Source organism: Thiocystis violascens DSM 198 (assembly GCF_000227745.2).
GTDB classification, from domain to species: domain Bacteria; phylum Pseudomonadota; class Gammaproteobacteria; order Chromatiales; family Chromatiaceae; genus Chromatium; species Chromatium violascens.
The window spans coordinates 469,089-481,872 of sequence record NC_018012.1; the positions used below are offsets into that span (position 1 = coordinate 469,089).

The window sequence follows — 12,784 nt, forward strand, 5'->3', positions numbered from 1 at the left end:
GATCTAAGTCGGACAGGCTCCTAGCCATTCTCGTTTTGGCGTCATCCGCCATCGTAGGAGCCCGCTTGCGGGCGACATGGACCGCCAAAAGCTTTGGGGTTGCCAACCCCCGTCGCTCGCAAGCAAAACCGCAGGCCCGCACGCGGGCGCCTACGCCAAAATGAGAATTGCTGAGGTGGCTCAAGAAAGCGATCATGCCGGCGCGTGCTGAGTTACTATCGCGTCGATACGTATGCGAATGCAGCGGAGCCACGGAGAATGGAGTTCACGGCACAGTATTTTCGCTATTGGGGGAAGGCGGATTCGGCGGGTGAGGGAGGCGTGCAATGGCACCCACTGGCTTATCACTGCCTGGATGTGGCGGCTTGCGGTCAGGTGCTTCTGCGGCATCAGTCGGCTTGGCTGGAAAAAATAGCCGTCTTGTCCGGACTCGACCCCGCCGCGCTGTCGCAATGGCTGATTTTTCTCCTCTCGATGCACGACATCGGCAAATTCGGGGATGGCTTTCAGGCGTTGCGGCCTGATCTGCCAGGCGAGCTTCAAGGGCAAGCGGCACGAGTCGCTTACGACGTGCGCCATGACACGCTGGGCTATGCCTTGGGCATGGAATCGCTGCCCGGCTGGCTTGGGCACGATGCGAGCGATGATCTGGAAAGCGATCTGCTGCGACCCTGGCTGGCGGCTGTCGCGGGGCATCATGGCCGTCCGCCGAAAAACCTGCCGACACAAGCGATTCTCAAGCGTCAGTTCCGCCCGGCTGTGCTCGCCGATGTTCGGCAATTCGTCGACGATGCAAGGAAATTGTTGTTCCCCATCGGTTGGTGCCTGCCCGAACCGGCGCCCGGCGGGGCTGAGCGACAACAGCAAGCCTCGTGGTTGGTTGCCGGTTTCGCCGTCGTCAGCGACTGGCTCGGGTCGAATACCCGCTGGTTCAACTATCAGCATCCGGAACGGAGCCTGGAAGACTATTGGCAAACCGTCGCGCTCCCGACTGCCGAACAGGCGGTCTACGAAAGCGGTTTGCTCGGACCGTCTCCAGCCAAACAGGCCACATTCGCCGGCTTGTTTCCCCATCTCGCGTCCGCGCTCACACCACTCCAGACCTGGGCGAATTCCGTCACCATCGCGCCGGGGCCACAACTCTTCATCCTGGAAGAGCTGACAGGCGGCGGTAAGACCGAAGCCGGACTCACGCTGGCCGCGCGTCTCATGTCCGAAGGCCGGGGTTTCGGCCTCTATTTCGCCCTGCCGACAATGGCCACCGCGGACGCCATGTTCGACCGACTGCGGAAACGGCATGCCGGTCATGACCAAGAGACCTGGCAAGGGTTTTTCTCGACCGGCGAATCCTCCCTGGTGCTCGCGCATTCGGCCGCCGCGACCAAGACCAAATTGGATGCCCTGCGGCGGCGCGATGCAGGTTACGACCCCCAGCACGAGGAACCTTCGGCCTCTCAGCACAGCACCGCCTGGCTTGCAGACAGCCGCAAGAAGGCGCTGCTCGCGGATTTCGGCGTCGGGACGGTGGATCAAGCCCTTCTCGGGGTGCTGCCGCTGCGGCACCAATCGCTACGCCTGCTGGGGCTCTCCACCAAGATTCTGGTGGTGGACGAGGTTCACGCCTGCGACTGCTACATGGGCGAACTGCTCGCCCGCCTGCTGCGCTTTCATGCCGGGCTCGGCGGGTCGGCGATCCTCCTTTCCGCCACCCTGCCCATCGACCAGCGGGCAAGACTCTTGGCCGCCTTTGCCGATGGCGCGGGTTATCCGACAACCAAACCCGAAGAATCCGCCTATCCGCTGGCTACTCATCTGCATTCCACCGATCTCGACGAAACGCCACTCCAGGCGCGGGAGGCGGTTTCGCGCCCAGTTGCTATCGACTCGCTTGCGGATGAGGCCGCCGTCTTCCAACGACTGGAATCGACCATCCAGCGCGGCGGTTGCGCGGTCTGGGGGCGTAACACCGTGGCGGATGCCATGGGTGCCTGGCAGACCTGGAACGCCAACCATCCCGACAGCCCGGCGATCCTGTTCCATGCCCGCTTTGCACTGGGCGATCGGCTCGATATCGCCGAGACCATCAAGCACCGTTTCGGACCAGACAGCACAGCCGAGACCCGAGGGGGCCGATTGGTCATTGCCACGCAGGTGGTCGAGCAATCGCTGGATGTCGATTTTGACGACATGGTGACCGATCTGGCGCCCATCGATCTCGTCGTCCAGCGGGCAGGACGCCTGCAACGTCATACGCGCGAGGCCACGGGGAATCTTGCACCGACGGAGGGGCGTGGCGGCGCCCGGCTAGGCGTACTGATGCCCGAGCCGACGCCTGACGCCGCCGCCGACTGGTTCAAGGGGTTTCTCTCCAAGGCGGCCAGGGTCTACCCCGATCACGGGAAACTCTGGCTGACGGCGCGCTGGTTGGTTGAGCACGGCGGCTTCGATCTCGCCGCGCAGGCACGCGATCTTATCGAGAGCGTCTATGGCGATACGGGTTATGACCGGACCCCGGCACCGCTTCAAAAAATCACGGACGATGCCGAGGGCGCCTGTCATGCGGATCGCGGCACGGCGCGGGGCAACCTGCTGAGTTTCGAGCAGGGCTATGACCCCACCGGGTTGCACTGGCCCGACGAGGACGAGCACGCCGACATCACCACCCGCTTGGGCGAGAAGACCGTGCGCCTGCGTCTCGCGAAAATCGTCGAGGATGAATTGATCGCCTGGGCGGCAGCGGACCCCGGCATCGCTTGGTCGCTGTCGGAACTCACGGTCGCGCGCCGTCTGGTGGCGGGCGAAAGCCCTCGCGAAGCGACCCGGATCGAGCGCGCGCGCCAATCCATGCCGGACGAAGGCCGGTACTGTCTGATCGTGCCGCTGGAACAGTCTGGGGCCGAATGGCGCGGCTGGGCGGTGAATCAGCAAGACGAAGAGATCCGCGTGATCTATTCACCCACGGCAGGTTTACGCATCGAAACAGGAGACGTCATCGATGAATCTGATCTCTGAATGCTGGATTCCCGTGCGGCGCGCCGACGGTTCCCGGCAACGCATCGCACCCTGGCAGTTGACCGATGCCATTGATGACAACCCTATCCTCGCGGTCGCCAGCCCTCGCCCCGACTTCGATGGCGCGCTGACGCAGTTCCTCATTGGCCTGCTGCAAACCACCTGTACGCCCGATCTGTTCACCTGGCGCACTTGGCGCAAGACACCGCCAACGCCAGCGGAACTCAAGACCCGCTTCGAGACTGTGGCCTATGCCTTCGAGTTGGAGGGCGAGAAGGCGTTCATGCAGGATTTCAGTCCAACCGAGCTGGATAAGCAATTCGCCATCTCCGCCCTGTTGATCGGTTCGCCCCCAGAAGACAGCGAGACGGATCTCTTCATCAAACAGGAGACGGTGAAACAGCTTTGCCCGCATTGCGCAGCGACAGCTCTGTTTTCCTTGCAAACCGATTCCCCCGAAGGAGGTCGTGGTTACCGCACTGGATTACGCGGTGGTGGGCCGCTGACCACGTTGGTTCTTGGCAAGCACCTTTGGGATACCGGCTGGCTGAATGTTCTGGAAAAATCACGGTATGTTTTCGGGGCGTCCGATTCAGACCTGCTGAGTCAAGACCGCTTCCCTTGGCTGAAACCGACTCGGACCAGCGAAGCGCAGCCCCCGGCGGGCGTCACGACTCCAGTCGATGTCCATCCCGATCAGCAATTCTGGGCCTTACCACGGCGTATTCGCTTGTTGCCAAAGGAAACGGAACCAACTGCTTGCGATCTCTGCGGCCGGGAAACCCAGATGATCTACCGCAATTTCACAGCCAAAAACTATGGCGTGAATTACAGCGGATTTCAGCATTCGCTCAGTCCGCATTACGTCAAGGATGGCGCTCTCATGCCAGCGCATCCGCAACCCGGCGGAATCGGTTACCGGCACTGGCTCGGTCTAGTAGAGAGCGACGCGGATGGTGTTCACAGACCTGCCCGAGTCGTTGAACAGTTTCGCAGCTTGACGCGCATGGATGGCGATCTATGGGCGTTCGGTTATGACATGAAAAGCAACAAAGCGCGCTGCTGGTATGACGCTCGGATGCCGATCCTGTTGATTTCTAAAGACATGGAGGCTGTCTTCAGGGATTTGGTGACTCGTCTGGTCAATACCGCCGACAAAGTTGCCGGTGACCTGCGCAATAGCTTGAAAACCGCCTTATTTGGCGAGACCAAGGTACGCGGTGACTTGAGTTTCGTGCAAAGCGCTTTCTGGGCGGAAACCGAAGCGGCTTTCTATGACCATCTGCGCCAACTCCGCGACCTCCTGCCGACCGATCAACAGGCTCATCCAATCCTGGAAAGCTGGTTGAAGACGCTCCGCGCCGCGGCTTTTCTCTTATTCGACCGACATTCTCAGACGGGCGATTTCGATGCCGTCGACCCTGGACAGATCGCTCGGGCGCGTAATGGCTTGGGCAAAGCGCTGGCAGGTGCGCCACTGAAAGAAAAAATCCTTGGTCTACCCAAGCCACTGAAACCGAAGCGCCAGAAATCTTGAACCTTCACAAGGAGATCGCCGTGACAGACTGGGGGGAATACCCATTTCCACAAGGTAAGCCTGACCATCCATCCTTTGGATTACTGATCGCCTGGTGGCGACGGCTGGAGGACGACAAAGGCGAACGCGCCTTCCTGCGCCGCGCCGGCACTTTAACCGAAGTCATGTTGAGCCCGAGTTTCGTGGATTTGCTGCGAACGCTCCGCAACCAGGGCTATGCCGTCAGCAACCATAACCATCCGCTCTCCAGGATTGCCGCCATTGCCGGCCTATCGGCTCGCATCAAGGCACCCGCCGATGCGGGACTCGCCACCCGCATGGGTACACCGAAAGCGGCTGGTTCCACACCGACAGTCTCGCAACTGCGCCTGCGCCGCATCCTGGCCTGTGATGACATCGAAGAGCTGTACACCCTGCTGCGCCGTGCGCTGGCCGTGCTGGACGATAAGGCCGATCTGGCGGACCTCGCCGCAACGGTCTGGAACTGGTCGCCGCTGGATGACAAGCGACCCTACGACCCACGTCGCCGTCTGGCCTATGACTATTACGCCGCCGCGCCGATTAAATCCTAAGCCGATTCAGACTCCTGGAGCCAACCATGTCGAACTTTCTGCAACTGCACCTGCTGACCAGTTATCCGCCCGCCTGCCTGAATCGCGATGATCTGAATCGGCCCAAGAGCGCCATCATGGGCGGCGTCCCACGACTGCGGATCTCCAGCCAGAGTCTGAAACGCGCCTGGCGAGCCTCCGAACAATTCGAGGATGCCTTGACGGGACACCTGGGCACCCGAACGAAACTCAAGGGCGTCAAGATTTTCGAGAAGCTGGTCGCCGCCGGTATCAAGGAGAAAGCGGCGCGAGAATGTGCGCAAGCTATTGCCAAGCAATTCGGCAAACTCAAAAGTAAAAAAGACAACAAGCCACTCAATGATCTGGAAATCGAGCAACTGGCCCATTTCAGCCCAGAAGAAGAGGGCGCCATCGATGCCTTGGCCGAGGTACTGATCAGTGAGGGCCGGGCGCCCACGGAACCGGAATTGGCCTTGCTGCGCAAACAACACACGGCCGCCGATATCGCGCTCTTCGGTCGCATGCTGGCCGACAACCCATCGTTCAACACCGAAGCCGCTTGCCAGGTCGCCCATGCCATCACGGTTCACCGCGCAGCGGTCGAAGACGATTTTTTCACCGCCGTGGACGATCTGAATGATCATGAGGAAGACGCCGGTTCCGCCCACATGGGCGAGCAGGGCTTTGGCGCCGGATTGTTCTATCAATATGTCTGCATCGATTGCGACCGGCTGCGCGAAAACCTCGGCGGCGATCCCGACCTCGCCAGCCGGACCATTCAGGCCCTGATCGAGGCCGCCGCCACCGTCGCGCCCACCGGCAAACAGAACAGTTTCGCCAGCCGCGCCTGCGCCTATTACGTTCTGGCCGAAAAGGGCAGCCGCCAACCCCGTTCGCTGTCGCTGGCCTTCATGAAGCCGGTCAGTGAAGGCGATATGCTCGATAGCGCCGTCAACGCGCTGACCAGCATGCGCGATAACATCGACAAGGTGTATTACCAAAATAGCGAGAACAGCGAGAATAAGCAGTATTCGCTACCCTCGCGCAGCATCAATGCTCTTTCTGGCGAAGGCGATTTCACAAAGCTCAAGAAATGGGCGGCTGGCGTTGGGGATGACGCATGAGGGAGTATCTGGTCTTTCAACTCTATGGCCCGCTCTCGGCCTGGGGTGACATCGCCGTGGGCGAGACCCGGCCAGCGGATCTCGCCCCATCCAAATCCGCCGTGCTGGGCTTGATCGCCGCCGCGCTGGGTCTGCGCCGTCCCGACACGACCGCCGATGAAAGCCAGCGTCGCCAGTGGGAAGCGGAACACCTGGCACTGGCCGAGGGCTACGGCATGGCCGCGAAGATCACCCTGCCGGGCTTGCCACTCACCGACTATCACACGGCTCAGGTACCGTCCTCCGGGAGCGGCAGAAACCGGAAGGTCTTCGCCACCCGTCGCGATGAACTGACCTGGATGCCGCGCCATGAACTCAACACTATCCTGTCCCGACGCGACTATCGACAGGATGCCTACGCGGGCATCGCACTGTGGGCACGGGAGGGCGCGCCTTACCCGCTGCAAACCTTGCATGATCGGTTGCTGGCGCCTGAGTTCGTGCTTTACCTGGGGCGCAAGTCTTGCCCACTCGCCTTGCCGCTGAATCCTGGCATTCGCACGGCGGACGGCATTGAGGCGGCGCTTGACGGATATGGTCTTGCTCAAGCCGTCAAGGGCGTCATCGACGACCGGGATCTTTCGGCGATCAAACGGCACCTGGACGAATCCAAACCGATCCTCTGCTGGGACAGCGACGCTGAAACGAGTCTTGAGAAGGAACTCACGGTCAGCCGGCGCGATCTTCCAACCTCCCGCCGCCGCTGGCAGTTCGCCGTGCGTGAAGAGTGCCGCGCCCACCACACGACCGGAGCCGCGACATGAATGGCGCATCCTATCGGCTGAGCCGGATGACGCCTCGGCCTGGCCTGGATTTCAGCGACCTTGTCGCCTTGGGCGGACTCGATCCCTATGGCCAACATCAACTGGTGTGGAAATTCTTCGACCTGCCGCGCGAGCCGACACCGACGCAGGTTCCATTCCTGTTCCGGGCGGAAGTTCGGGATGGGCTGCCGCTGCTCTATGTGCTCTCCAGCGACGAGCCGCGCGACACCAGCGGAAAGTGGCGCATCGAGTCCAAGGACTATCGCCCGGCGCTGACTTTGGGTGACCGCCTGGCGTTCAAGCTGCGCGCCAATCCAACCGTGGCACGGCCTGGCGATGTCGTGCTCGGTCGCGATGGGGCACCGAAGCTGAGAACAAGCGGTCTGAAAACCGGGCAACCCAGGCACAGGATCAAGCGGCACGATGTGGTGATGGACGCCAAACAGCGCATGGATTGGAAGGCACTACCGCCGGACGAGCGACCATCGCTGGCCCACCTTGCCTATGAGGCGTGCGCCGGTTGGCTGCGCGAGCGGGAGGAGCGCCTGGGCTGCCAGTTCAACCCGGCCAGACTTCGCGTCGATGGTTATCGCACCCATCGGATGCACAGAAAACGCGGGATCGCGCTGTCGACGGTCGATTTCGAGGGCGAATTGCAGGTGACCGATCTGGAACGATTCACCCCGATCCTGTTCAACGGTATCGGTCCCGCCAAAGCCTTCGGCTGCGGTCTGCTGCTAGTGCGGCGTATGACGGACCATTGAAAAAAAGCAACCATGCAGGCACTTCGTTTGATCAGCTGGAAAAATGCCCGCCGCTGCAACGCTTCCGGACCGTTCGACTCAGGATATACCGCTCTCATTTGAGTTTTTCGCCGACAGGCATTTTGTGACACATCAACCGGATCTGTAGAATCTTCGCCATGTCTGACTACTGTCTCACTGACAAGCAACTCGCGGAGCTGCGTGCCGCCCACCGAGGCACGCGCGATAAACGCGAGGCTGATCGGATCAAGGCTGTGGTTCTGCTCGCGACCGGCTGGACAGCCGAGCAAATCGCCGAGGTGCTACAGATCGACCCGAATACGGTGCGCAACCATTTCAAGCGCTATCGCCAGGATGGCCTGAAGTCACTGGGGCACGTGGCGTTCCGTGGCAGCGCGTGCCAGCTCGACGCCGCGCAATTGGCGTGCTTGGAAGCACACCTGCAAAGCCACCTCTATCTCAGCGCCAAGGCTGTCGCCCAGTGGGTGGAAGACACCTTTGATGTTGCCTACACGTCAGCGGCATGACGGCGCTGCTGCATCGCCTGGGCTACGTCTACAAGAAGCCCAAGCTCATCCCCGGCAAGGCTGATCCCGAGGCACAGAAAACCTTCCTGGCCGAGTACGAAAAGCTCAAGCAAACCAAGGGCGTCGACGATCCAATCTATTTCATGGACGCGGTCCACCCGCAGCACAATCCGGTTATCGCCCAGGGCTGGATCAAGCGCGGCGAGGATCGTGAGATCCGCTCCAACACCGGGCGGCGACGCGTCAACATCAACGGCGCCATCGATCTCAAGCGCCTCGAACCCGTCGTGCGTTTCGACGACAGCGTCAATGCCGTCTCGACCATTGCTCTGCTTCAGCAAATCGAGCAGCGGCATCCAGACGCGGCGGTGATTCACGTGATTTGCGACAATGCGCGCTACTATCGCTCCAAGGCGGTTCGTGAGCACTTGAAGACATCACGCGTGCAATTGGTCTTTCTCCCTCCCTATGCGCCAAACCTCAATCTGATCGAGCGGTTCTGGAAGTATTTCAAAAAGACAGTGCTCTACAACCGCTATTTCGAGTCGTTCGCTGACTTTAAAGCCGCTTGCGAAAATTTCTTTCGTCACCCGAACCAATATCGTGGTGATCTACGATCGTTGCTGACGGAAAACTTCGCCATTGTCGGTGAGTGAGTCAACGAAAAATTGGTATTAGCTCGGTATAGGATGTCACCGCCGCCCCGTCATTCACCGCGCCACTGCGAGTTAGAATCATGCAAGCCATTGAGTTCGAATCCGTCGTACAGGGACAAGCCATTCCGCTTCCGAGTACCGCCGCGCTCTCCCCAGGACAGCCGGTGCGGGTCGTGGTGATGTATGAGCCGACACCTGATGTGGATCAGCCGGCGCCCGATGATGATGCGATCCTGAGGCTTGCGCGACACCCATTGGTGATGGCGGGTTTTGTTCCGCTCTCGCGCGACGATGCCCATGCGCGATAGCATCTTTGTGGACTCGAACCTTTGGCTCTATGCCTTCGTTCTGCGGCCGGGCGAGGAGGTCAAACATGCCCGCGCCCTGGCGTTGCTGGAAGCACGCGACCGCTACACCATCAGCACCCAGGTGGTTTCCGAGGTTTCGGTCAATCTGCTGAGAAAGGCTGGAATGGAAGAAAATAGCCTGCTCGACATCGTCGAGGGATTTTATCGCCGGTGTCGGGTCGTGAGTACGGACCTTGAGTGTCACCGCACCGCCAGCCGATTGAGAAGCGCGCATCAGTTCAGTTTCTGGGATAGCTTGATTGTCGCTGCCGCACTGGAAGCCGACTGCCTGATGCTTTACTCGGAAGACATGCAGCATGGCCAGGTGATTGACCACAAACTCACGATTCTGAATCCATTGCTCGAAGCGGCGACTTCAGCAGGATAACCTGGACCTAATCTCACCGAACAGGGACGTGTCTTATGCTTCCACCTCTCAAGCCCATCGCCATGAAAGAACGCATCTCGATGATCTTCATCGAGTACGGCGAGATCGACGTACTCGACGGCGCTTTCGTCGTGATCGACAAGACCGGCGTGCGCACGCATATTCCCATCGGCAGCATCGCCTGCATCATGCTGGAGCCCGGCACCCGCGTCTCGCACCGGGCGGCGGCGCTGGCGGCGCGGGTCGGTACCCTGCTGGTCTGGGTCGGCGAGGCCGGCGTGCGGCTCTATGCCTCCGGTCAACCCGGTGGCGCCCGCTCGGATCGGCTGCTCTATCAGGCCAAACTCGCGCTCGACGATCAGGCCCGGCTCAAGGTCGTTCGCAAGATGTATGAACTGCGTTTCGGCGAAGCACCGCCCGAGCGGCGCAGCGTCGAGCAACTGCGCGGTATCGAAGGGGCGCGTGTCAAGAAAACCTATGACAATCTGGCCAAGCGTCATGGCGTCCAGTGGCACGGTCGCCGCTATGACGCCACGGATTGGGACAGCAGCGACCTTCCCAATACCTGTCTGTCGGCCGCCACCGCCTGTCTCTATGGCATCACCGAGGCTGCCGTGCTGGCCGCCGGTTATGCCCCGGCGGTGGGTTTCATCCATACCGGCAAACCACAGTCGTTCGTCTACGATATCGCGGACATCGTCAAATTTGAGACGGTGGTTCCGGTCGCGTTCAAGATCGCGGCCAGAAATCCGCCTCAGTCCCAGGCCGAACGCCAGGTCCGTCTGGCCTGCCGCGATGTCTTTCGCGAGACCAAGCTGCTCGGCAAGATCATCCCGATGATCGAGGAGGTGCTCTCCGCGGGCGGGTTGGAACCGCCCAAGCCTCCCAAGGAATCGGTCGCCCCCGCCATCAAGGACACGGAGAATCTGGGCGATGCTGGTCATCGTCACTGAAAACGTCCCGCCCCGTTTGCGCGGACGGCTCGCCGTGTGGCTGCTGGAGATTCGCGCCGGCGTTTATCTCGGCAACCCATCCAAACGGCTGCGCGAGTTCATCTGGGGTCAGGTGCTGGAGGGTGTCGAGGAGGGCAACGCCGTCATGGCCTGGAATACGAACACGGAATCGGGCTACGATTTTCTCACCGTCGGAAAGAACCGGCGGATTCCGGTCGATTTCGATGGGCTTCGATTAGTGAGTTTCCTGCCGCCCGATGAACCTGAAAAAGCTCTTTAACAATCGAAGACTAACCCCTTTGAAATTGGCCATTTTGCTGGTAGATTTATCCGCGCCTGATTTTCTTTTGAGGATCAGGTAAGTACGGGAAGAGTGTTCCCCGCGCTCGCGGGGATGAACCGTAGGAGGACAGGACTCGCCCTTACGCGGCGATGTGTTCCCCGCGCTCGCGGGGATGAACCGTGACGGCGACGGGCGGGGCGATTGGGCCTGCTGTGTTCCCCGCGCTCGCGGGGATGAACCGCTATGACGATGCCGTCGACGCGATCAACGCGGGTGTTCCCCGCGCTCGCGGGGATGAACCGATCCAATCTTGGTCGTCAACGCGTTCATGTCTGTGTTCCCCGCGCTCGCGGGGATGAACCGGTAAGAGCCTCCGTTATTCGCCGTGATATTTAGTGTTCCCCGCGCTCGCGGGGATGAACCGGCTATCAGTGGATGGGCGCCGGCGGCAATGTTGTGTTCCCCGCGCTCGCGGGGATGAACCGGCAAGGGCACCGGCGAGGTCGCCGACCAGATGGTGTTCCCCGCGCTCGCGGGGATGAACCGATTCTCGACTCGAATCGTTGCTGCTCGCGGACGTGTTCCCCGCGCTCGCGGGGATGAACCGTTCCGGCCCCATCTCGCCGACAATTCGCAAGCGTGTTCCCCGCGCTCGCGGGGATGAACCGTGACCTGCATGATTTTCCCGTCAAAGCGCATCGTGTTCCCCGCGCTCGCGGGGATGAACCGGTCGGCGCCGGATTCGGGCGCGTGCGTCGATGGTGTTCCCCGCGCTCGCGGGGATGAACCGTCTTCAGCCATCTTGCGCGCCTCTCGCATGGCGTGTTCCCCGCGCTCGCGGGGATGAACCGCTTTCGACGGCATGGCGGACGTCTCCAACGCCGTGTTCCCCGCGCTCGCGGGGATGAACCATGACCGCCGAAAAGGAAGACGCGCGCATGACCGTGTTCCCCGCGCTCGCGGGGATGAACCGCTCGAACCCGGCATGCTTCCAGTCACCGGAGAGTGTTCCCCGCGCTCGCGGGGATGAACCGTCCAGTTCGTAGCGCCGCATCGTCACCACGTCGTGTTCCCCGCGCTCGCGGGGATGAACCGGTGCCAGCCTTGACCGCCTCGAGCACGTCAGGGTGTTCCCCGCGCTCGCGGGGATGAACCGCCCCGTTGCCGGGGCGGTGTGAGTTATGCGGAGTGTTCCCCGCGCTCGCGGGGATGAACCGGTCTCACCGGACATGTGGGCGCAGATCGAGCGGTGTTCCCCGCGCTCGCGGGGATGAACCGTCTTCAGCCATCTTGCGCGCCTCTCGCATGGCGTGTTCCCCGCGCTCGCGGGGATGAACCGCTCTTCCGCCTGAACCTTTCCCTTTGACATAAGTGTTCCCCGCGCTCGCGGGGATGAACCGATATGGCTCATGTCGCTGATACGACCGGCCATGTGTTCCCCGCGCTCGCGGGGATGAACCGGAACCGGCGGCCGTGTTCGCACGATCAACGCGGTGTTCCCCGCGCTCGCGGGGATGAACCGCCTTTCAATCGATGGCGGCCGCCTCAAAGGGGGTGTTCCCCGCGCTCGCGGGGATGAACCGCGGATGCCAGGCTTCTTCATCAAGCGGACGCTGTGTTCCCCGCGCTCGCGGGGATGAACCGCTGGCGCTGTATCAGAACACGGCAGCCTGAGCGTGTTCCCCGCGCTCGCGGGGATGAACCGCTTTTCTTAGAGATATGGGCGAGCGACCTGAAGTGTTCCCCGCGCTCGCGGGGATGAACCGCTGCCCGACGGCAAGCTGTCGTTTCCGTATGAGTGTTCCCCGCGCTCGCGGG

12 protein-coding genes and 1 CRISPR repeat array (1 of these 13 running past the window's edge) are annotated in these 12,784 nt (G+C 61.4%); all 12 genes read left to right on the forward strand.

Annotated elements, in window-relative coordinates:
- Positions 1–258 precede the first annotated feature (258 nt).
- Positions 259–3,012, forward strand: a complete 2,754-nt coding sequence (locus tag THIVI_RS02200; RefSeq protein ID WP_014777018.1) for a CRISPR-associated helicase/endonuclease Cas3 — start codon at positions 259–261, stop codon at positions 3,010–3,012.
- Positions 2,996–4,549, forward strand: coding sequence for a type I-E CRISPR-associated protein Cse1/CasA (casA, locus tag THIVI_RS02205; protein WP_014777019.1), 1,554 nt, complete (start codon positions 2,996–2,998; stop codon positions 4,547–4,549). Before THIVI_RS02200 ends, casA begins: the two co-directional genes overlap by 17 nt.
- Before the next feature lie 20 nt (positions 4,550–4,569).
- Positions 4,570–5,121 (forward strand): type I-E CRISPR-associated protein Cse2/CasB, encoded by a 552-nt coding sequence (gene casB / locus THIVI_RS02210; protein WP_217160936.1) that lies wholly within the window; start codon positions 4,570–4,572, stop codon positions 5,119–5,121.
- Between the two features lie 26 nt (positions 5,122–5,147).
- On the forward strand, positions 5,148–6,245 hold the full coding sequence (gene cas7e, locus THIVI_RS02215; RefSeq protein WP_014777021.1) for a type I-E CRISPR-associated protein Cas7/Cse4/CasC: 1,098 nt from the start codon (positions 5,148–5,150) through the stop codon (positions 6,243–6,245).
- Positions 6,242–7,048, forward strand: coding sequence for a type I-E CRISPR-associated protein Cas5/CasD (cas5e, locus tag THIVI_RS02220; RefSeq protein ID WP_014777022.1), 807 nt, complete (start codon positions 6,242–6,244; stop codon positions 7,046–7,048). Before cas7e ends, cas5e begins: the two co-directional genes overlap by 4 nt.
- Positions 7,045–7,812 (forward strand): type I-E CRISPR-associated protein Cas6/Cse3/CasE, encoded by a 768-nt coding sequence (gene cas6e / locus THIVI_RS02225; RefSeq protein WP_014777023.1) that lies wholly within the window; start codon positions 7,045–7,047, stop codon positions 7,810–7,812. Before cas5e ends, cas6e begins: the two co-directional genes overlap by 4 nt.
- Before the next feature lie 158 nt (positions 7,813–7,970).
- Positions 7,971–8,339: a helix-turn-helix domain-containing protein gene (locus THIVI_RS25505; RefSeq protein WP_245537355.1), complete on the forward strand. Its 369-nt coding sequence runs from the start codon at positions 7,971–7,973 to the stop codon at positions 8,337–8,339.
- Complete coding sequence (locus tag THIVI_RS25510) at positions 8,336–8,995, forward strand: IS630 family transposase (RefSeq protein WP_245537356.1); 660 nt, start codon at positions 8,336–8,338, stop codon at positions 8,993–8,995. The genes THIVI_RS25505 and THIVI_RS25510 overlap by 4 nt, the downstream gene beginning before the upstream one ends.
- Positions 8,996–9,075: 80 nt before the next feature.
- Positions 9,076–9,303, forward strand: a complete 228-nt coding sequence (locus tag THIVI_RS02235) for a hypothetical protein (protein ID WP_014777024.1) — start codon at positions 9,076–9,078, stop codon at positions 9,301–9,303.
- Positions 9,293–9,730: a PIN domain-containing protein gene (locus THIVI_RS02240; RefSeq protein ID WP_041447231.1), complete on the forward strand. Its 438-nt coding sequence runs from the start codon at positions 9,293–9,295 to the stop codon at positions 9,728–9,730. The genes THIVI_RS02235 and THIVI_RS02240 overlap by 11 nt, the downstream gene beginning before the upstream one ends.
- 35 nt (positions 9,731–9,765) lie before the next feature.
- Complete coding sequence (cas1e, locus tag THIVI_RS02245; RefSeq protein WP_014777026.1) at positions 9,766–10,683, forward strand: type I-E CRISPR-associated endonuclease Cas1e; 918 nt, start codon at positions 9,766–9,768, stop codon at positions 10,681–10,683.
- Complete coding sequence (gene cas2e / locus THIVI_RS02250) at positions 10,664–10,963, forward strand: type I-E CRISPR-associated endoribonuclease Cas2e (RefSeq protein ID WP_014777027.1); 300 nt, start codon at positions 10,664–10,666, stop codon at positions 10,961–10,963. Before cas1e ends, cas2e begins: the two co-directional genes overlap by 20 nt.
- A gap of 93 nt (positions 10,964–11,056) precedes the next feature.
- A CRISPR array of direct repeats spans positions 11,057–12,784; the repeat unit is 29 nt; unit sequence GTGTTCCCCGCGCTCGCGGGGATGAACCG; it runs 867 nt beyond the window's last position.

Bases quoted from the DNA above. Each gene is read 5' to 3' on its own strand.
- THIVI_RS02200 (WP_014777018.1), top strand. From the start codon at position 259: ATGGAGTTCACGGCACAGTATTTTCGCTATTGGGGGAAGGCGGATTCG.
- THIVI_RS02240 (WP_041447231.1), top strand. From the start codon at position 9,293: ATGCGCGATAGCATCTTTGTGGACTCGAACCTTTGGCTCTATGCCTTC.
- cas2e (WP_014777027.1), top strand. From the start codon at position 10,664: ATGCTGGTCATCGTCACTGAAAACGTCCCGCCCCGTTTGCGCGGACGG.
- cas6e (WP_014777023.1), top strand. From the start codon at position 7,045: ATGAATGGCGCATCCTATCGGCTGAGCCGGATGACGCCTCGGCCTGGC.
- cas7e (WP_014777021.1), top strand. From the start codon at position 5,148: ATGTCGAACTTTCTGCAACTGCACCTGCTGACCAGTTATCCGCCCGCC.
- cas5e (WP_014777022.1), top strand. From the start codon at position 6,242: ATGAGGGAGTATCTGGTCTTTCAACTCTATGGCCCGCTCTCGGCCTGG.
- casA (WP_014777019.1), top strand. From the start codon at position 2,996: ATGAATCTGATCTCTGAATGCTGGATTCCCGTGCGGCGCGCCGACGGT.
- THIVI_RS25505 (WP_245537355.1), top strand. From the start codon at position 7,971: ATGTCTGACTACTGTCTCACTGACAAGCAACTCGCGGAGCTGCGTGCC.
- THIVI_RS25510 (WP_245537356.1), top strand. From the start codon at position 8,336: ATGACGGCGCTGCTGCATCGCCTGGGCTACGTCTACAAGAAGCCCAAG.
- cas1e (WP_014777026.1), top strand. From the start codon at position 9,766: ATGCTTCCACCTCTCAAGCCCATCGCCATGAAAGAACGCATCTCGATG.
- THIVI_RS02235 (WP_014777024.1), top strand. From the start codon at position 9,076: ATGCAAGCCATTGAGTTCGAATCCGTCGTACAGGGACAAGCCATTCCG.